The organism is Micromonospora sp. NPDC047740 (genome assembly GCF_043204735.1).
Lineage (GTDB): Bacteria > Actinomycetota > Actinomycetes > Mycobacteriales > Micromonosporaceae > Micromonospora.
In genome coordinates, this window is the sequence record NZ_JBIDCT010000013.1 from 181217 (window position 1) to 199868 (window position 18652).

General features: G+C 73.8%; 20 protein-coding genes. 9 read left to right on the forward strand and 11 right to left on the reverse strand.

Features of this window, described 5'->3' with window-relative positions; translation table 11 throughout:
• Nucleotides 1-8: 8 nt before the first annotated feature.
• Both manD and ACGF4F_RS24340 read left to right on the forward strand, forming a co-directional pair.
• Nucleotides 9-1238, forward strand: coding sequence for a D-mannonate dehydratase ManD (gene manD / locus ACGF4F_RS24335; RefSeq protein ID WP_357440261.1), 1230 nt, complete (start codon nucleotides 9-11; stop codon nucleotides 1236-1238).
• Nucleotides 1228-1776, forward strand: coding sequence for a gluconokinase (locus tag ACGF4F_RS24340; protein ID WP_357440258.1), 549 nt, complete (start codon nucleotides 1228-1230; stop codon nucleotides 1774-1776). Before manD ends, ACGF4F_RS24340 begins: the two co-directional genes overlap by 11 nt.
• Before the next feature lie 81 nt (nucleotides 1777-1857).
• On the opposite strand, the gene ACGF4F_RS24345 is transcribed toward ACGF4F_RS24340, so the two are convergent.
• Both ACGF4F_RS24345 and ACGF4F_RS24350 read right to left on the reverse strand, forming a co-directional pair.
• On the reverse strand, nucleotides 1858-2274 hold the full coding sequence (locus ACGF4F_RS24345) for a YchJ family protein (protein ID WP_393080463.1): 417 nt from the start codon (nucleotides 2272-2274) through the stop codon (nucleotides 1858-1860).
• Between the two features lie 21 nt (nucleotides 2275-2295).
• Nucleotides 2296-2793, reverse strand: coding sequence for a hypothetical protein (locus tag ACGF4F_RS24350; RefSeq protein ID WP_393080466.1), 498 nt, complete (start codon nucleotides 2791-2793; stop codon nucleotides 2296-2298).
• Between the two features lie 302 nt (nucleotides 2794-3095).
• Between ACGF4F_RS24350 and ACGF4F_RS24355 the strand changes: the two genes are divergently transcribed.
• Complete coding sequence (locus ACGF4F_RS24355) at nucleotides 3096-4136, forward strand: aminoglycoside phosphotransferase family protein (RefSeq protein WP_357440249.1); 1041 nt, start codon at nucleotides 3096-3098, stop codon at nucleotides 4134-4136.
• Here the strand turns inward: ACGF4F_RS24355 and ACGF4F_RS24360 are convergent.
• From ACGF4F_RS24360 to ACGF4F_RS24370, 3 genes are all read right to left on the reverse strand, one after another.
• Nucleotides 4096-5205 carry a magnesium and cobalt transport protein CorA gene (locus ACGF4F_RS24360; RefSeq protein WP_357440246.1) on the reverse strand — a complete coding sequence of 370 codons (1110 nt, stop codon included), beginning with the start codon at nucleotides 5203-5205 and terminating at the stop codon, nucleotides 4096-4098. The two genes, ACGF4F_RS24355 and ACGF4F_RS24360, sit on opposite strands and share 41 nt — an antisense overlap.
• Before the next feature lie 123 nt (nucleotides 5206-5328).
• Entirely contained in the window at nucleotides 5329-5883 is a 555-nt protein-coding gene (locus tag ACGF4F_RS24365; protein WP_393080597.1) for a class F sortase, read from the reverse strand.
• Between the two features lie 186 nt (nucleotides 5884-6069).
• Nucleotides 6070-6573, reverse strand: coding sequence for a hypothetical protein (locus ACGF4F_RS24370; protein ID WP_357440240.1), 504 nt, complete (start codon nucleotides 6571-6573; stop codon nucleotides 6070-6072).
• A gap of 542 nt (nucleotides 6574-7115) precedes the next feature.
• Between ACGF4F_RS24370 and ACGF4F_RS24375 the strand changes: the two genes are divergently transcribed.
• Nucleotides 7116-7310 (forward strand): DUF6767 domain-containing protein, encoded by a 195-nt coding sequence (locus ACGF4F_RS24375; protein ID WP_393080471.1) that lies wholly within the window; start codon nucleotides 7116-7118, stop codon nucleotides 7308-7310.
• An 80-nt stretch (nucleotides 7311-7390) separates the two neighbouring features.
• Here the strand turns inward: ACGF4F_RS24375 and ACGF4F_RS24380 are convergent, their stop codons facing one another.
• Together ACGF4F_RS24380 and ACGF4F_RS24385 are read right to left on the reverse strand one after the other, a co-directional pair.
• On the reverse strand, nucleotides 7391-8056 hold the full coding sequence (locus ACGF4F_RS24380) for a response regulator (RefSeq protein WP_393080474.1): 666 nt from the start codon (nucleotides 8054-8056) through the stop codon (nucleotides 7391-7393).
• Nucleotides 8053-9156 carry a sensor histidine kinase gene (locus ACGF4F_RS24385; protein ID WP_393080477.1) on the reverse strand — a complete coding sequence of 368 codons (1104 nt, stop codon included), beginning with the start codon at nucleotides 9154-9156 and terminating at the stop codon, nucleotides 8053-8055. The genes ACGF4F_RS24380 and ACGF4F_RS24385 overlap by 4 nt, the downstream gene beginning before the upstream one ends.
• Before the next feature lie 197 nt (nucleotides 9157-9353).
• On the opposite strand from ACGF4F_RS24385, the gene ACGF4F_RS24390 reads away from it, so the two are divergent.
• Nucleotides 9354-9770, forward strand: coding sequence for a DUF6069 family protein (locus ACGF4F_RS24390; protein ID WP_393080480.1), 417 nt, complete (start codon nucleotides 9354-9356; stop codon nucleotides 9768-9770).
• A gap of 74 nt (nucleotides 9771-9844) precedes the next feature.
• Here the strand turns inward: ACGF4F_RS24390 and ACGF4F_RS24395 are convergent, their stop codons facing one another.
• Nucleotides 9845-10669, reverse strand: a complete 825-nt coding sequence (locus ACGF4F_RS24395; protein WP_393080483.1) for an ArsR/SmtB family transcription factor — start codon at nucleotides 10667-10669, stop codon at nucleotides 9845-9847.
• A 264-nt stretch (nucleotides 10670-10933) separates the two neighbouring features.
• The gene (locus tag ACGF4F_RS24400) at nucleotides 10934-11443 is read right to left on the reverse strand and encodes a DinB family protein (RefSeq protein WP_393080486.1); all 510 of its coding nucleotides are present in this window, start codon (nucleotides 11441-11443) and stop codon (nucleotides 10934-10936) included.
• 142 nt (nucleotides 11444-11585) lie between these two features.
• On the opposite strand from ACGF4F_RS24400, the gene ACGF4F_RS24405 reads away from it, so the two are divergent.
• Nucleotides 11586-12872 carry a vanadium-dependent haloperoxidase gene (locus tag ACGF4F_RS24405; protein WP_393080489.1) on the forward strand — a complete coding sequence of 429 codons (1287 nt, stop codon included), beginning with the start codon at nucleotides 11586-11588 and terminating at the stop codon, nucleotides 12870-12872.
• An 87-nt stretch (nucleotides 12873-12959) separates the two neighbouring features.
• Here the strand turns inward: ACGF4F_RS24405 and ACGF4F_RS24410 are convergent, their stop codons facing one another.
• Entirely contained in the window at nucleotides 12960-14180 is a 1221-nt protein-coding gene (locus ACGF4F_RS24410; RefSeq protein ID WP_393080492.1) for an MFS transporter, read from the reverse strand.
• A 58-nt stretch (nucleotides 14181-14238) separates the two neighbouring features.
• Here ACGF4F_RS24410 and ACGF4F_RS24415 point away from each other — a divergent pair, with 58 nt between their 5' ends.
• Complete coding sequence (locus ACGF4F_RS24415) at nucleotides 14239-15201, forward strand: ArsR/SmtB family transcription factor (RefSeq protein WP_393080495.1); 963 nt, start codon at nucleotides 14239-14241, stop codon at nucleotides 15199-15201.
• Nucleotides 15202-15235: 34 nt separating this feature from the next.
• Here the strand turns inward: ACGF4F_RS24415 and ACGF4F_RS24420 are convergent, their stop codons facing one another.
• A complete protein-coding gene (locus tag ACGF4F_RS24420) occupies nucleotides 15236-15754 on the reverse strand; it encodes a pyridoxamine 5'-phosphate oxidase family protein (RefSeq protein ID WP_393080498.1) in 519 nt (172 codons plus the stop codon).
• A 144-nt stretch (nucleotides 15755-15898) separates the two neighbouring features.
• Here ACGF4F_RS24420 and ACGF4F_RS24425 point away from each other — a divergent pair, with 144 nt between their 5' ends.
• Both ACGF4F_RS24425 and ACGF4F_RS24430 read left to right on the forward strand, forming a co-directional pair.
• The gene (locus tag ACGF4F_RS24425) at nucleotides 15899-17167 is read left to right on the forward strand and encodes an MFS transporter (protein ID WP_357440213.1); all 1269 of its coding nucleotides are present in this window, start codon (nucleotides 15899-15901) and stop codon (nucleotides 17165-17167) included.
• An 81-nt stretch (nucleotides 17168-17248) separates the two neighbouring features.
• Nucleotides 17249-18490: a lycopene cyclase family protein gene (locus ACGF4F_RS24430; protein ID WP_393080502.1), complete on the forward strand. Its 1242-nt coding sequence runs from the start codon at nucleotides 17249-17251 to the stop codon at nucleotides 18488-18490.
• The last annotated feature ends 162 nt before the right edge of the window (nucleotides 18491-18652 follow it).

Here is an 18652-nt window from a genome sequence, read left to right on the forward strand (position 1 = left end):
GCACCCGCGTGAAGATCGTCGCAGCGGACGTCATCGTCTCCAGCCCCGACCGCAACTTCGTCACCCTCAAGATCACCACGGACGAGGGGCTGACCGGACTGGGAGACGGCACTCTCAACGGGCGCGAACTCTCCGTCGCGTCCTACCTGGCCGATCACGTCGTCCCCCTGCTGATCGGGCGGGACCCGCACCAGATCGAGGACACCTGGCAGTTCCTCTACCGGTCGGCGTACTGGCGGCGCGGCCCGGTCACCATGGCCGCCATCGCGGCCGTGGACGTCGCCCTCTGGGACATCAAGGCCAAGGCCGCCGGGATGCCGCTCTACCAGCTGCTCGGCGGCGCCTCCCGGACCGGCATCATGGCCTACGGGCACGCTTCCGGCCGGGACCTGCCGGAGCTGTTCGACTCGATCCGCCACCACCTCGACCTCGGCTTCCGGTCGATCCGGGTGCAGACCTCGGTGCCCGGCATCAACGCCGTCTACGGGGTGGCCGCGCAGCCCAGCGCCGACGGCAAGCGCTACGACTACGAGCCGGCCCAGCGCACCCCGCTGCCCGCCGAGGAGGACTGGGACACCCGCGCCTACCTGCGCCACCTGCCCGGCGTCTTCGAGGCGGTGCGCAACGAGTTCGGCCCCGAGCTGCCGCTGCTGCACGACGGGCACCACCGGATGACCCCCATCCAGGCCGCCAAGCTCGGCAAGGCCCTCGAACCGTACGACCTGTTCTGGCTGGAGGACTGCACCCCGGCCGAGAACCAGGAGGCGTTGCGGCTGGTCCGTCAGCACACCACCACCCCGCTGGCCATCGGCGAGATCTTCAACACCGTCTGGGACTACCAGACCCTGATCCGGGAACAGCTGATCGACTACGTCCGGTCCGCCGTCACCCACACCGGCGGCATCACGGCCATGCGCAAGCTGCTCGACTTCGCCGCCCAGTACCAGATCAAGTCCGGTATCCACGGCCCCACCGACATCTCGCCGGTCGGCATGGCCGCCGCGCTGCACCTGGACCTGGCCATCCACAACTTCGGCATCCAGGAGTACATGCAGCACGGGGCGCTCACCAACGAGGTGTTCCGCCAGTCGTTCACCTTCGCCGACGGGTACCTGCACCCGGGAGAGCAGCCCGGCCTCGGCGTGGAACTCGACGAGGAGGCCGCTGCCCGGTTCCCGTACCAGCCGGCGTACCTGCCGTACAACCGGCTCAAGGACGGCACCGTCCATGACTGGTGAGCGGCGGTCCACCCGGCACGTCGTGGTGATGGGCGTGTCCGGGGCGGGCAAGACGACGGTGGCCCGGGGGATCAGTGAGCTGACCGGGCTGCGGTTCGCCGAGGCGGACGAGTTCCACTCGGCGGCAAACGTGGCGCAGATGCGGGCCGGCATTCCGCTCGACGACGCGCAGCGCTGGCCCTGGCTGCGCGCCCTGGCCGGCTGGATGGCCGACCGGCACGCCGAGGGGGTCTCCACCATCCTGGCCTGCTCGGCGCTGAAGCGCGCCTACCGGGACGTGCTGCGGCAGGGGCCGCCGGACGTGGAGTTCCTCCACCTGGACGGGACGGCGGAGCTGATCCGGGACCGGTTGAGCCGGCGGGTCGGGCACTACATGCCGGCGAGCCTCCTCGACTCGCAACGGGCCACCCTGGAGCAGCTGGACCCGGACGAGTCCGGGGTGGTGCTGCAGGTGACGGCAGCACCCGCCGAACTGGTCACGGCGGCGATCGAGCGGCTCGGCCTGCCGTTGCTGGGCACGGCGACCGCCGGCCGCTGACCGGCCGCCGCCGGCCCGGGGTGCGGGGCGGCGACGCCGAGACACCGGGCCGGTGGCGGCGCGAGCGGGCGGCGCCGATGATCAGTCGGGCAGCGCGTCGAGATAGACCCAGCGGCCGTCCTCCCGGACGAAACGGCTCTGCTCGTCCAGCGAGCCCGGGCGGCCCGCCTCGCGGTAGTGGGCGCGGAACCGGACTGTGCCGGTGGTGTCGAAGAGGCCACCCCGGTCGGTCCCGAGGATCTCCAGCCGGGTCCACCGCTGCCCCGGATCCAGCCGCAGCCGCGCCGGTCGGGTGCTGGAGTGCCAGCTGCGCAGCAGGTAGTCGGCGTCTCCGACGGCGAAGGCGCTGTACCGGGAGCGCATCAACGCCTCGGCGGTCGCCGCCGTCGACGCGCCCTGGTGGACCGGGCCGCAACAGTCCGTGTACGGCACACCGGAGCCGCACGGACAGGTTTCGATCGGAACGGCCGCGCTCCGGCGGCCAGCGCGCTTCGCCACCCGGCCATTCTCGTCGACCGGTCAGCGCGGCGCGCGGGTCGCCCTGCCCACCGGCTTGCGGCCGGGCGTGCTCGCCGTGTTCCGCTTGCCGAACGACGCCATCGTAGTGGCCTTCTTCGCCGCCTTCGCCGGGGCCCGGCTCGCGGCGGTCGTGCGGGTCAGCGACGCCTCCGTCGCCCGCTTGGCCGGCGCCTTCGCGGCGACCCGCTTCGCCGTGGCCTTCTTCGCGGGCGCCTTCTTCGCCGCTGCCTTCGTGGCCGGCGCCTTCGTCGCCGGCGCCTTCGTGGCGGGCACCTTCTTCGTCCGGGCGGGGGTCGCCGTGGCCGCGGTGGCCTTCTTCCGGGCGGCTCGGGCCGTCGTCGGGGTCGGCTTGCCACCGGGCGTCTTCGCCTGGGTGGCCCCGGTGGCCCGTTTCGCGGCGGTCGTGACCTTCTTCGCCGCGGCCTTGTTCGGCATCGGGGCCTTCCGCGCGCCGGTGACCTTCCGGGCGCTGCTGGGCCTGGTCGCCGCCTGGGCCATCGTCACTCCTCCTCGGCTGCGTCGTCCGCGCCGGTGGCCCGGGGACGCCCGGGCGTCCGCCGGCCGGCACGCTCGGCGGGCCGGTGTCTTCCCCCGAACCGGGCGACCAAACGCGGATCCGGCCCAGCCGCAGTTGGCCCACTGGCGGAGGTACGGCTCTCTTCCTGGCACCGGTCGGCGAGGACCTCGGCGGCCCGCACGGTGGTCGCGGGACACCGCCGGGCCGGCGGAACCGTTAGCGTGGGACGGAACATGGAGCTGACGACGGGGATCCGCAGCGGCCGGACGGGGTGGGCGGCCGGATGAGCCCGACGCAACGCCGCCTCGACCCGGACCTGGTCCGCCGGTACGTCGCCGCGTCCCTCGGCCCCGCGCCCCAGGTGACCGGATGCGGGCCGATGACCGGCGGCGGCTTCGCCGCCGTCTGGTGGGTGAACCTGGCCGACGGGCGCGCGGTGGTGCTCAAGGTGGGGCCGCCGGCACAGGTGCCGCTGTTGCGCTACGAGCACGACCTGGTCGGCGCCGAGGCCCGCTACCTGCGGCTGGTCACCGAGCGCGCGCCCGCCGTTCCCGTCCCGCCGCTGCTTCACCACGGCAGCGACCCGGTGCTGGGTGACTGGCTGCTCACCGGCCTGCTACCCGGCCGCAGCCTGTGGGAGCTGACCCAGGCCGGCGACGACACCGACGAGGTCCGGGCCGAGTTCGGCGTCGCGCTGGCCGCCGTGCACGGGATCACCGGCGACCGGTACGGCTACGACGGCGGCCGCGCGGGCGCCGACACCTGGCGGGGCGCGTATCTGGCCATGCTGGACGATCTGCTCGCCGACGCGGCGGACTGGCGGGTGCCGTTGCCGGTGCCGGCGGACCGGGTCCGGGAACTCGTCGACCGGCACGCTCCCGTGCTCGACGCGGTACGCCGCCCGGCGCTGCTGCACTTCGACGGCTGGGCGGGCAACGTGCTCGCGGTCGCCGGCCCGGACGGTACGCCCCGGCTCAGCGGTCTGGTCGACGGCGAGCGATACCTGTGGGGCGACCCGCTGATGGACCTGGTGTCGCCGCTGTTGTTCCGGCGTACCGAGGACGAACTGGACGACCCCGTGGTGCGGGCGTACCGGACGATCGCGCCGTTCCCCCTGGACACCGGAACGCGTCGCCGCCTGAGTCTGTACCGGCTGTACCTGTACCTGCTGATGACGGTGGAGATGCCCAGTCGCGGCATCACCGCCGAGTCCGACCCGCGGCGGGTGGCCCGCCTGGCCGAACTGCTCGACCAGGAACTGTCCGACCTCAGACCGGGTGCCCTCACAGCCAGCCGGAGCGGCGGAACAGCCGGTACAGGGTGAACGCGGCCAGCGCCATCACCAGCACGGCGCCCGGGTAGCCGTACCGCCAGCCCAGCTCGGGCATGTGGGCGAAGTTCATGCCGTAGATGCCGGCCACCGCGGTCTGGGTCGCGGCGATAGCCGCCCAGGCGGCGATCTTGCGCATGTCGTTGTTCTGGTCCACCGCGAGCTTCGCCAGCCGGGCCTGCAGAAGGGAGTTGAGCAGATCGTCGTACGTGCCGATCTGCTCCACCGCGCGGGCGAGCCGGCCCTCCACGTCGGCGAACCAGCGGTGCAGCGCCGGCGGCGGGCCGTCCCGCTGCTCCAGCAGGGCGCGCAGCGGCGCGGGCAACGGCAGCACCGCCCGCTTGAACTCCACCACCTCCCGTTTGAGCTGGTAGATCTGCTGGATGTCGGCGTCGCGGTCGCGGGCGAAGACACGTTCCTCGACCCGCTCCAGGTCCCGCTCCAGGTGTCCGGCGACCTCCAGGTAGAGGTCGACCATCCGGGCGCAGACCGCGTACGCGACCGCCCACGGCCCCTCTGCCAGCACGCCCGGCCGGCGTTGGATGTCCTCGCGCACGGGAGTGAGGGTGCCCGTCGCGCCGTGCCGCACGGTGATCACGAACCGGTCGCCGAGGAACACCAGCACGTCCCCGGTGTCGATCACCTCCGAGGTGTCGGTCAGCTCGGCGTGTTCGACGTAGCCGGCGGTGCGCAGCACCAGCAGGGTCACCTCGCCGTGCCGCTGCACGGTGGGGCGGTGCCCGTCGGCGAGGGCCTGCGCGACGCTCAGCTCGTCCAGTCCGAACGTACGCCCGACCGCGGCCAGCACGGCGGCCCCGGGTTCGTGCAGCCCGAGCCAGACGAACGACCGCCGGGTGCGGCGGGCCTGCGCGTACGCGTCAGCGTAGTGCGGCCGGCCCGGCTCCCGCCGGCCGGAGACGTAGACCGCGCAGTCCACCACCGCGTCCGGATTGGACCGTGGCGCCGCGGCCGCCGCCGGGCCCACCGGGCGCCCCAGCAGGCGGGCGAGCAGGGCGGGCAACCGCCGTCCACGCTGCCGGGTCCGTGCCGCCGACCGGTCCACCGCGCACCTCCATCGGCAACTCCAGCTCGGCGCGTTGCCGCGCCGCGACCGGGAGCCGCCGTCCGCCGGGAACTGACGGCCCACGGTACGGCGTGGGGAGGGGCCGGTGGTGTCCGGCTGCCGTCAGCGGGTGGCGGTGGCGAAGACGACGATGTTGTCCGGATAGCTACCGGTACGCGGGTTGAACCGGCCGCCGCAGGTGATCAGGCGCAACCGGGCGTCAGTGCCGCCGCCGTACACCCGGTCGGTGGGGAAGCGGTCCTTCGGGTACGCCCCGACACCGTCCACAGTGAACGAGGCGACCCGGCCGTCGGCGCGGGTGACCCGGACGGTGTCGCCCGGACGGAGCCGACCCAGGTCGAAGAAGACCGCGGGGCCGTGGTCCGAGTCGACGTGCCCGACCATGACCGCGTTGCCCGCCTCCCCCGGGGTGGCGCCGGGGCGGTACCAGCCGACGATCTCCGGGTACTCCAGCGGCGGCACCTCGAGCGCGCCGTCGGCGTCGGTGGCGACCGGGATGATGCCGGCGTCGACGCCGATGCGGGGGATGGTGATGCGGACCGGGTCGGAGCGGGGGAGCACCGGCCCGGGCGGACCGGAACGTTCGGCGGTCGGGGCCACTGCGGCACCCGGCTGCGGTGGCCGCGGCGAGGTGGTGCCGAGACCGGCGGCGACCATTCCGGCGCCGGTGGCACCGGCGATGGTCACCGCGGCGACGATGGCGGCGGTCCGGGCCTTCGACGGCCCGTCACCGGGGCTGCTCTGTGGCGACAGGTGCCCACCTCCGTCCGACGTGGGAGCGGTGCCCGCGCCGGTTGCCGCCCGGCGCGGGCACCCTCGCTCAGGGATGGTGTGGCGAGGCCGTCAGGCGACGGTGGTCGCGCGCCGTCGGCGGCGCACCAACACGTACGTCCCGCCAGCGACCGCCGCGGCGGCCAGCGCGCCGCCCGCGGCGAGCACTCCGGTGTCGCCGCCCTTGCCGCCGGCCCCGGCCGGGGCGCCGCCGATCGGCGTGGCGCCGATGGCGATGACGGTGAAGGTGGCCGTGCCGCCGTTGCTGCCGTTGCCGCAGGTGGTGGTGACCGTGTACGTGCCGAGGGTGAACCCGGCGGTGAAGAGTTCCGCGCTCAGTCCGCCGCCGGCCGCGGCGGTGGTGGACCGCACGTTCTCGTCCCGGTTGGGCCCGGTGACGTGGAAGATCGCGTCACCGTCCTTCGGGTTGCACTCCGTCGTGGTGAGCACGACCGTCCCACCGACCGGGGTGGTGGCGGGCGATACCGTGGTGTCCGCGAGCGCGGCGGCCGGGAGCAGGAGTGTGCCGAGGCCCACGCCGACCGCCGCCGATCCGAGAATTCTCTGTGCCTTCATCCGCGTCTTCCCTCACTTTTCGTCCGCTGACTGCGTGGGACGCCGTTCGGGTGGCCAACTCCGTGACTAGCACCGGTGTGGCCAACACTAGGAGGGTTGCGGCGGTCACTCGGCGTAAATGAGAAATCCTCGTTGCCGTCACGTGTCCTCCCTCCCGCCGGGGAGCGCCGGACATGCCCGCCCACCCGCGCCCGGAGCACCCGGACGCCGCGGCACCCGTTGCGCCGCCTGTGCCGTTCCGGTGACGGTGCGCTGTCCTGATCCGGTCATGGGGGAGTGAGCGGTCAACCAGCCCGAGGACTCTCCATGCCGTTCCACCGCCACCCGTCCTGCTGGTGGCGGTGGCGAACATTTCGCCGCACCGCACCCGGTTCGGCCGCGTGGCCCGGCCGCCGTTGGATAGCCTCAGGTCACGGGCGGGTGCCGCCCAGGGCGGCCCGGAGGGGGCGGCCCGTGGGAGCAGACCGCAGCCTTCCGGGCCGGGCCGCTGCCGTGACCAACGGCCCTACCCGCGCCGTCCGACCCGGAGAACGATGGTCGGCGTGAACGCCACCAGAGCGTCGGCCAGCTGCCCGATCCGTCCGGGCGAGCCGTGCACGCTGTGTCAGCTCGACGTCACCGGGCCGCCGGACTGCCCGCTGGTCTATCTGGTCATGGGCGATGACGAGCTGCGGGCCGGGGTCCACCGGACCCGACTGGCCAGGCCCGGGACGCGGCGGCCCCGGCCGGGCCGGTGACGGTCAGCCAGGGCCGTGCGAGGTGATCGCCGCGACCCACAGCGTCGCCGTCAGGGCGAGGCAGATGCGCGGCGACGGGGTCAGCGGGCGGGCGGCTCGGGGCGCACCAGACCCACGTCGTACGCGAAGACCACCGCCTGGATCCGGTCGCGCAGGCCGAGCTTGGTGAGGATGGCGGAGACGTGCGTCTTCACCGTGGCGGTGCTCAGGAACAGCCGTTCCGCGATCTCCGCGTTGGACAGCGCCCGCGCGGTGAGGGTCAGCACCTCCACCTCGCGGGCGGTCAGCGCGGCCAGTCGCGCCGGGGTGGCCGCCGGGCCGGGCAGCCGGTCGGCGAACCGGTCGAGCAGCCGCCGGGTCACCGTGGGGGCCAGCGCCTCGCCGTGCGCCACCACCCGTACCGCCTCGGCCAGGTCCGCCGGGCGGGTGTCCTTGAGGAGGAAGGCGCTGGCTCCGGCGCGCAGCGCGGCGTAGACGTGTTCGTCCAGGTCGAACGTGGTGAGCATGACGACGCGGGCGGGGTTGCCGGCGGCCACCAGCTCCCGGGTGGCGGCGATGCCGTCCTGCCGGGGCATCCGGACGTCCATCAGCACCACGTCGGGCCGGGTCCGATTCACCACCGCGACCGCCTCGACGCCGTCGGCGGCCTCCCCGACCACGGTCAGGTCGGGCCGCGCGTCGATGATCATCGTGAGGCCGGCGCGGATCAGGTCCTGGTCGTCGGCGATCACCACGCGGACGCTCACCGGGCCACCCCCACCGGCAGCCTGGCTTGGACGCGGAACCCACCGGCCGGCAGCGGACCGGCGTCCAGGGTGCCGCCCAGCAGCCGGGCCCGCTCGCGCATGCCGACGATGCCCCGGCCCGTACCCGCGCCGGGCCGCCGGGGCGCCGCCGGGCCGTCGTCGACCACCTCCAGCCGCAGCACCCCGTCGTCGTACCGCACGCTGACGTCGGCCCGGGTGGCCTGGCTGTGCCGTAGCGCGTTGGTCAGCGATTCCTGCACGATCCGGTACGCCGACAACTGCACCCCGCCGGGGAGATCGTCGGCGGTGCCGTCCCGGCTCATCGTCACCTGGAGGCCGACCGCTCGGACGGCGTCGGCGAGGGCGTCGAGCTGCGCGAGGCCCGGCTGCGGCCCGTCCGGATCAGACCCGTCGTCGGTGGCCAGGGCGTGCAGCATCGCCCGCAGTTCGGTGAGCGCGGACCGGGCGGCCGCATTGATCGAGCCGAGCGCGGCCCGGGCCCGCTCCGGGTGGGCGTCGAAGACGTCCTCGGCGGCGGCGGCCTGCACCGCGATGACGGCGACGTGGTGGGCCACCACGTCGTGCAGTTCGCGGGAGATCCGCTCCCGCTCCCGGGACAGCACCTGCCGCTGTCGGTCGCGCCGCCGGTGGGCGTGACCGCGTTGCAGCTCGCCGAGGGCCCAGCTCAGGCCCAACGCGGTCACTGCGAGCAGCAGGTCCCGCCACCCACCGGTGACCAGCTTCCACGGCGTGGGGGCGACCAGCAGCGCCAGCGCGACCAGGGAGATCCGGGGCGGACGCAGCCGCGCCACGTACGCCAACGGAACGGCGACCAGGCCGAGCCAGCCCAGCTGGGGGCAGAGCGCCTCCAGCCCGATCCCGGCGAGCGCGGCCACCGCCAGCGCGTACCCGGGTCGTCGGCGGATCCAGAGCAGGCAGCTGGCCTGTCCGACGGCGAGGCCGAGCGCGGCGGCGGTTTCGCCCGCCGAGGCGGGGCCGATCCCCGGCGTGACCGCCACGGCCAGTGCGACGCCGAACATCACGGTGGCGATGCCGCCGTCGAGCAGCAGCAGGAAACGGGATGAGGACCGGCAGTTCACAACGCGGATGTTAGGCCGCCGGCGCGCCCGGCCTCATCGGCCGCGGGACGGAGATCGGGGGCCGGACCTGGTCCCCGGGACTGACCGGCGAACCCGTCCGCGGCGCGATCCGCGGCCCGCCCGTCCGCGCCTAGCGTGCCACTGAAGGTCGTCCACGGATCCGGCCCCGGGTCCGCACCCAATGGAGGTACGTGCCGATGAACACTGTGACGACTCTCCCGGTCACCGCCGGCCGCCCTGGGCGCCGACGGATGCTGGCGGTGCTCGCCGCCACCGCCGCCACCCTGGCCGTCTGGGCCGTCGCCGTCCCCGTCGCCGGGGTGGATCTGGTCGCCCGCACCGGCGGGACGGATCAGCCGGTGACTCCGGTCGTGGTCGGCGTCGCCACGCTGCTGGCCGGCCTGGCGGGCTGGGCGCTGCTCGCCCTGCTGGAGCGGTTCACCGTCCGGGCGCGAGCCGTCTGGCTCGGCGTCGCCGTGGTGGTGCTGCTGGTGTCGTTGCTCGGGCCGCTGGATGGGGGAGTGGGTACGGCCGCGACGGTGACGCTGGTCGCGATGCACCTGGTGGCCGCCGCCGTCCTCGTCCCGCTGCTGCCCCGCACCGCCGGGCGCTGACCCGACGGGCGCGGCCCGGTCGGGGATGCCGCGACGGGGGCGGGCATCCCCGGCCCGGCCGGGCGTCCGCGTGGTCAGCCGGCCGGAACCGGCTCCGGCAGCGGCTCGCCGGTCTCCAGCAGGCTCTTCAGGCTGGCGAGCAGCTCCGGCCAGCCGCCGCTGCCGTCGAGCTGGCCGCTGATCGCCCGGTGCATCTCGCTGTCGGGGGAGAAGTCGTCGTGGGTCACGGTCAGCCGGACCGCCTCGCCGTACGGCGCGAGGTCGAAGGTCACCTTCGACCGCCGTTCCCGGAGGCGTTCGGCGAGTTCCTCGTCCGACCAGCCGAAGTGGGCCGCGTGCTCGGGCTGGAAGCCGTGCCAGCTGTAGGAGAGGCGGCGGTACGGTTCGGCCACCAGCACCCGCTGGCCGATGTCCTTCGGTTCCGTGTCGGGCGCGTCCTGCCAGAGCACCGGCGACCCGACCCGCCAGTCGGAGACCAGCGCCGCCCCGCCCCAGTAGCGGCGGGTGAACTCCGGCTCGATCAGCGCCCGCCAGAGCTGCTCCGGCGTGGTCCGGATGTACGTGGTGTAGACGAACGTGGGGTTCTCCATGGGCTCCCGCTCCAATGCTCTCTGCAGGTCGGCGAGGGCACGTGCCCGCTCGCGGTGGTACCGGCCGATCCAGCGGTCGGCGACGGCGTTGATCGGGGCCGCGTTGAGGTGGTGCAGCTTCTCGCGCCCCCGTCGCGTCGTGGTCACCAGCCCGGCCGCCTCCAGCACGGCGAGGTGCTTGCTCACCGACTGCCGGGTCATGTCGAGCCCGGCGCACAGTTCGCGCAGGCGCTGCCCGTTGCGGACGTTCAGGCTGTCGAGCAGCCGGCGACGGCTCGGGTCCGCCAGCGCCCGGAACACCTCGTCCACCGCTCACCCACCCTCGGTAAAGGCAGCCAGGAGGTTGCCTTTCCTCACCATAGGCAGCCGGATGGCTGCCTGTCCACTGGAACGGTGGCGGCACTCCGAGACGGGAACCCAGCCTCCTAGGACGCGTTAGCGGGTGTGACACGCCCAGCCAGCTGAAGATCTGCCATCAAGCAGAGACGGACGCCTTCCCGCTGACCGGCATCGGGAAGGCCCGCAAGGTCGAGCTGCGGCACGTCCGCGTAGCCGGTACGCCCGGCCCGCCGGTCACTCCCCGGTGCGTCCGTCGTTCAGCTCGCGGACGATGTCGAGGTGACCGGCGTGCCGGGCGTACTCCTGCAGCACGTGGAAGAGGATCGCGGCCAGCGTCGGCCGGCTGGCCTCGTCGGTGAACCGGCCGCCCAGCGTGGCGGGCGTGCTCAGCGGGGTCGCCTCGGCGATCTGCCGGGTCCGTGCCCCGCCCCGGCGCAGGGCGGTCACCAGGTCGGCGACCCTCTCGTGCGGGCCGACGTGCCAGCGGTCGTCGGCGCGGTCGCCCCACGGGTCCGGCACCGGTTCGCCGAGGAACCCCCAGACCAGCCAGCGCCGCTCCATGAAGGTCAGGTGCTTGACCAGCTCGACCGGCGTCCAGCCGGAGGGCACCCGGGCGGTGCGGGCCTGCGCGTCGGTCAGCCCGGCGAGCCGGTCGGCGACCGTGTCCCGGTAGTAGTCGAGATAGGTGAGGAACAGGGCGGGCACGTCGGACGACGGGCCGGGCTCCGGGAAAGGCACGCGCATGCCCGGCAGTATGCCGCAGGGGGTGGCGGCCATCTGGCCTATCGACCCGCACTGATGCGAGCACCTATAGTCATGTTGCTCAATGCTGTGACCTCGTGACACGGGGTGAACTGACGGGTCGGAAGCAGCAAGGAGAAACATCATGACAAGCAGGGTTCGCACCGTGCGCAGAGCGGCATCCGCGGTCGTCGCCACCGTCCTGGCCGCCGGGTCTTCGCTGGCGATCACATCGCCGGCCGCGCAGGCCGCAGGGGCGACCGGGTCGGCGCAAGCCGTGCTCACCTGGGATCGCCACGCCGAGACGGCGATCTGGGACACCGCACGGCAGGCGCCGCAGGTGCAGTCGCGCGGTACCGCGATGGTGCACGGCGCCATCTACGACGCGGTGAACGCCATCGCCGGCACGCCGTACCAGCCGTACCTGACCGCACCGCCGGCCGACGGCTCCGAGTCCGTCGATGCCGCCGTGGCCGCCGCGGCGTACCGGGTGCTCGACGCGATCTTCCCCGAGCAGCACGACGCCCTCCGCGCGAAGTACGACGAGTCGCTCGCCGCGATCCCGGCCGGCCCCGCCAGACAACGGGGGATCGACATCGGCACGCGGGCCGCCGCCGCGATGATCGACGCCCGACGCGACGACGGGTCCTTCGGTCCGCAGACCTTCCCCGTCGGGACCGAGCCCGGCCAGTGGCGACCCACGCCACCGTCGTTCGCCAACGACGGCGGCTGGGTCGGCCACATGACGCCGTTCGTCCTTCCCCGCGCGTCGGTCTTCCGCACCTCCGGCCCGCCCGCGCTCACCAGCGCGCAGTACGCCAGGGACTACAACGAGGTCAAGACGGTGGGCTCGGCCACCAGCACGGTCCGCACCACCGACCAGACCGAGGCGGCGATCTGGTGGCACGACCGGCGCCTGGGCGAGTGGGAGATCAAACGCCAACTCGTGACCACCCAGCGGCTGAACGCTCTCCAGGCGGCACGCATGTTCGCCATGGTGGACCTCGCCGAGGCGGACGCCGTCATCGCCTGCTTCAACGAGAAGGAGACGTGGAACCGCTGGCGGCCCATCACCGCGATCCGCCTGGGCGACACCGACGGCAACCCGGGTACGCTCGCCGATCCCGCCTGGACACCGCTGCTGGTCACGCCACCGCACCCCGACTACACGTCCGGCCACACCTGCAACACCGGCGCCACCATGTCGGCGTTGGCGTACTTCTTCGGCCGGGACGACATCGCCTTCAGCGCCTACAGCAGCGACTCCGGCACGAGAAGACACTTCAGCAGCTTCTCGCAGGCGCTCACCGAGGTCATCGACGCCCGGGTGTGGGGCGGCATCCACACCCGCAGCGCCGACCTGCAGGGGGCGCGAATCGGCCTGCAGACCACGGCGTACCTGGTCCGGCACCACTTCCGCCCGCTGAGGTGAGCGTCGCGCTCCCCAGCGGTGGCGGTGGGACAGGCCTACCCGGACCGTCCGATCCTCGCCGGGACCGGTGGGGGAGGGGCTGGCCTCCTAACGTCCGTCGGGCGTCGGGGCGAGAGGCGGTGCCGTCTCCGGCTCAGCCCCAGACGCGGCCTCGGTTTGCCGCAGTCCCCGGGTGAGCGCCACGGTGGCTACCAGAGACAGCCCAGCCATCGCCGCCACGGCCCAGCTGGCCGGCAGCCGGTCGGCGATCACGCCGGCCATTGCCGCGAACACCGCCTGGCCGGCCATCATGCCGTTCTGGTGCAGGCCGAGCACCTGTCCCCGCATCCGCTCCGGTGAGTGGGCGATCAGCCGCTCCTGCAACGGCAGCGACGCGGCGAAACCGGCCGAGGCGACCAGCGCGACGAGCATCGCCAGCGGCAGCGCGGGGTGCACGACGAAGGCGAGGTACGGCAGGGCGAGCAGCAACCGCAGCGGCCGGACGGCCCAGTCCCGCTGGGCCGGCGTGAGGAACCGCCCGACGACCACGTCACCGGCGAGCATGCCGAGGGCACCCGCGGCGAACAGGAAGCCGGCCCGCGCCCCGGCGTACGGGATGAACAGCGCCTCGCAGCCCACCACGAGACCGTTGGGCACCCACAGGTTCAGATAGAGCGACCGGCGGCGCGGGTCGGCCCACAGTTCCCGGTTGATCCGCAGCGTGCGGGCCGTCGACGCCCGTTCGCTCGCCCGGGCCGGCCGTTCGGGCAGGCCGAACCAGCCCAGCGCGGTGGCCACGGCCCGCAGCGCCGCGGCGATCAGGAACACCTGGTACGGGCTGAGCCACACCAGCAGCACGCCACCCGCCCCGAACCCGGCGATCTGCATGACACCGACACTCGTGTTCATCGTCGACCGGCCGAGCACGTACGCGCCGGGCGGCAGCATGTCGCTGATCATCGCCCAGCGCGCGCCGCTGGTGATCGAGCCGGCGTACGCGGTGCCGAAGATGATGGCGAATCGGGCCCACAGCGGCAGAGCCGGCACCGCCTGGAGGGCCGCGCCCGCGGTGGCGATCAGCGCGGCGAGGGTCAACGCTCGGCGCGGTGGCAGGCTGTCGGCGGCGGACAGCAGGGTCAGGCTGCCGAGCACGCCGGCCAGCGGAGCACCGAACACGCTCAGCGCGGTGAGCAGGGCGGAGTCGGTCGCCGCGTAGGTCAGCGAGCCCAACGCAAGCGCCGAGGTGGTGTGCGCGGCGAGGCCGGCGCAGTTGGCGACGAACAGGTTTCGGAACTCGCGGACCGCGAAGAGATCGGAGTACGTCCTCACGCCGAGGATCCTTCAGGCCGGCGCGCCGGGCCCGTAGAGTTACGCCTGGAGGCGAAACATGGGTGTCTGGCAGGTGCCGGCAGACCTGCTCGCGCGGAGCCGGTTCACGGTCTCCCCGATGACCGACACGGTCGCCGCGTTGCGGGCGCTGAACGATCCGCGTCGACCCTGGCAGCGGGCCTGGCGCCGGCCCTACGCCGAGGCGTTCCAGCGGATGGTGGCCGACCGGCCGGTGGTGGGGGCGTTGCTGGCGGCGTCGTTCCAGCCCCGGTGGACGGCCGATTTCCTCACCCTCGCCCCCGAGGCGGCGAACCCGACGTTCGCCGAGGAGTTGGCCGCCGTCGCGCGCCGCGGCGACGAGCAGATCCGGGCCGACCTGCGGGCGACCCGGCCCGGGCCACTGGCCGAGGTGCTGCTGGGCGACGGGCTCACCGACCAGGTGGTGGGCCTGCTGGACTGGGTCTGGACGCACACCGTACAGCCCGAGTGGCCGGAGCGGGAACGCCGGCTGCGCGCCGACATCGTGGCCCGCACCGCGCGGCTGAGCGCGTACGGCTGGGCGGGCGTCTTCGCCGACCTCAACCGCAACGTGCGGTGGGTGGGTGACGGCTGCCTCCAGGTCAACGACTACCCGGCTCCGCCGCTGCCGCTCGACCAGGCCGAGCAACTCGTCTTCGTCCCGGCGCACTGCGCCCGGGGCTGGGTGGTGTGGGACCGGCCCACCCGGTTCGGCATGGTCTACGCGGCCAGCGGGGTGCTGGCCGACGCCGGGGCGGTGGCGCCGGACGGGCTGGAGCGGTTGATCGGCGCCAACCGGGCGGCCATCCTGGCCCGGTTGGACACTCCGTTGAGCACCTCGCACCTGGTGGCCCTCACCGGCCTCTCCCTCGGCACGGTCGGCGACCACCTGCGGGTGCTGCTGGACGCGGGCGCCGTGACCAGACGACGGTCCGGCCGGGAAGTGCTCTACTGGCGTACCGCACTGGGCACCGCCCTGGTGGGCGCCGGCCGCACCGGCTGACGGCGTGGCGCCTGTCGTCCACTCAGCCCCGAGGTCACCCTTCGGCGGTCCGCCAGAACTGGCGCGGCGCGTACCCGTCGCGGCGCAGCCAGTGTTCGGTGTAGACGATCCGCTGCGCCGGCACCACGACCAGCGGCACGGTCGGCGGCTCGTCCAGCGGCCGGGACCGCTCCACATGGTCGGCCTGCCACCGGTACGCCGGCCAGTGGTGCTCGAACTCCGGGTCACCCGGATGGAGCACCCGGGCCCGGCCGAAGACCTGCGCGCCGCGGCTGCTGGCCTGCCCGACCAGGGGAGCGAAGACGCCGATGGAGACCCGCGGGTCGGCGGCGAGGTTGCGCATCTTCGGCGAGGTCGCCACGGCGGTGAACATCAGGGTGAAGTCGAGATGGAAGTAGCGCACCGGGGTGGCGAGGGGACCGTCCGGGCCGGTGCTGGCCAGCACGCACATGTTCTGCGACGACAGCAGGTTGAGGATCCGCTCCTCGAGGCGCTCCCGGTCGAGGCGGGCGGTGGGGGCGGGACCGGCGAGCCAGGGATTGGTGACGGGCATGCATGATCCTCCCATCCACCCTGGCATCCGGTGGTGGTGGCGGGCCTGATTCCACGACCTGCACAGACGGCGGTGGTGCGGTGGACGGAACCGGCACCGTAACCCGGTCGGCGGAAGCCGCGACCACTGGTAGGTTCGCTGGCCGTGACGGGGACTGCGGGGGAACAGTTGGGCGCGCGCTTCGCGCGGCTCTGGGCGGCCAGCACCATGTCGGCGCTGGGCAGCGGGATGGCGACGGTGGCCGCGCCGCTGTACGTCGCGTCGCGGACCGACGATCCGCTGATCGTGTCGGCGGGCGCCGCGGTCGCGTGGCTGCCGTGGCTGCTCTTCGCGCTGCCCGGCGGGGTGCTCGTGGACCGGGTGGACCGGCGCCGGCTCATGGTGGTCATCGACTGGGTGCGGGTGGCCGTGCTGATGGTGCTGGCCGCCGCGATGGTCACCGACCGGGCCGGGGTGGCACTGCTGTACGCGGTGCTGTTCGTGGTCAACACCGGCGAGGTGGTGTTCCGCACCGCCGCCCAGGCGGTCGTGCCGGCGGTGGTGCCCCGGTCGCGGCTGGAACGGGCCAACGGCTGGCTCGGCGGCGGCACCCAGGTGATGCAGAACATGGTCGCCGGCCCGCTCGGCGGCTTCCTCTTCGTGGTGGCCCCCGCCATCCCGTTCGGCGTCAACGCCGGCACGTACGCCCTCAGCGCCGTGCTGGTCGGGCTGCTCGCCGGGACGTACCGCGGCTCGCTGGAGCCGGGCCGGCGCCGTTCGGTCCGCGCCGAGGTCGCCGAGGGGTTCCGGTGGCTGCTCTCGCAGCGGCTGCTGCGCACCATGACGCTGCTGATCGGCATGCTCAACGTCACCCTCACCGCCGCCCTGGCGGTGCTGGTGCTGCTGGCCACCGACCGGCTGGGTCTCGGCTCGGTCGGCTACGGCGCGCTGTTCACCTGCATTGCCATCGGTGGGCTGCTCGGCTCGGCCGTCGGTGACCGGCTCGTCGCCGCGATCACCGCGACCTGGACGATCCGGATCGGTCTGCTGATCGAGGCCGGTCTGCACCTGGCCCTGGCCGCCTCGCGCAGCGCCGTGGTCGTCGGGCTGGCGCTGTTCGTCTTCGGGGTGCACAGCGCGCTGTGGAACATGGTGGCGAACTCGCTGCGGCAGCGGCTCACCCCGCCCGCGCTGCTGGGCCGGGTGGGCAGCACCAACCTGTTCCTCGCCGCCGGCGGCAACTGCGTCGGCGCGCTGCTCGGCGGGGTGGTCGCCAACCGGTTCGGGATCACCGCGCCGTACTGGGTGGGTTTCGTGGTCGCGCTGGTGGTGATCGCGGTGACCTGGCGGGTCTTCGACCGGGCGACGGTCGCCGCCGCGTACGCATCCGGCTCGGCCCCGGCGGCGCCGGAAACCCAGGCGAGCGTCGCCTGAGCGGCCTCGCTGCCCGGCCGGTCGGGCGGTGTGTCGTGGGGGCCGCGCCGCACGGGCACAGGGATGTGACAGCGTGGGCGGGTGAACCCGTCCCCGGTCGACGTCGACCTCGCGCTGGTGGGCGGCGGCGGCGCCGCCTCGCTGGTGCTGGCCGCCCTGGACCGGCATGACCTGACCGGCCTGCGGGTCGCCGTGGTCGACCCGGTGCACAAGCGGGGACAGGATCGCACCTGGGCGTTCTGGGGCACCCCGGGCGGCGACCTCGACCCGCTGCTGACCGCCAGCTGGTCACGGGTCGACGTAGTCACGCCCGCCGGCCGCCGGGTCCTGTCGCTCGACCCGCTGCGGTACGCCATGCTCCGCTCCGCCCCGGTCTACGACCGGGCTGCCGCGGCCGAACGCCGCCTCGGCGCCGTGCGGATCGGCGCGCCGGCCGGGACGCTGCACGACGACGGCCACCGGGTGACCGTGTACGACCCGGCCGGGCGGGTGCTGGTCCGGGCCGGCTGGGTGCTCGACTCGCGGCCACGGCCGCCCGAGCGGCCCGGGCGGACCACCTGGTTGCAGCATTTCCGCGGCTGGTGGCTGGCGGCCGACCGGCCCACGTTCGACCCGGACCGGGCGGTGCTGATGGACTTCCGCACTCCGCAGCCCGTCCGGGGCGTCTCCTTCGGCTACGTGCTACCGGTCGACGACCGGTACGCGCTGGTCGAGTACACCGAGTTCGCACCCGCCCAGCTCACCGACGCCGGGTACGACGCAGCACTGCGCGGGTACGCCGCCCAGCTCGGCCTCGACCTGACCGCGCTGCGGGTACGCGAGGTGGAGAACGGGATCATCCCGATGACCGACGGCCCGTTCCTGCCCCGCCCGTCGCCCCGGGTGGTCCGGCTCGGCACCGCCGGCGGCGCCACCCGACCGTCGACCGGGTTCACCTTCGCCGCCATGCTCCGGCAGGCCGACCAGATAGCCCGGGCGCTCGCCGCCGGCCAGGCGCCGGTGCCGGCGCCCGCCTACCCCCGGCGGCACCGGTGGCTCGACGCGGTGGCACTGCGCGCCCTGGACCGCGGACACGTCGGCGGGGTCGAGTTCTTCGCCCGGCTGTTCGACCGCAACCCGCCGGAGCGGGTGCTGCGCTTCCTCGACGGCGGCACCTCACCGGCGGAGGAACTGGCGGTGATGCGGTCCAGCCCACTGCTGCCGATGACCGGCGCGGTGGTCGGCGACGCCGTCGACCGGCTCCGCGCCCGGCTGCGTCGCGACCCGACCCCCACCCCGGTACCCGAGGCCGGGTCGCGCGCGGCCGGTCAGGCCGGCTCGTAGGTGGCGACCACCACGAACAGCGAGTGCCCGTCTCGACCGGTCAGTCAGACGGGATCTCCGCTGACCGGCCTTTCCTCATCGGATTTGCGGCGTGGAAACCCGGCCGTTTACGGCCGGGAGGAAACGTCGCCCCTCCCTTGCGATGAGTGTCTTACATGGACG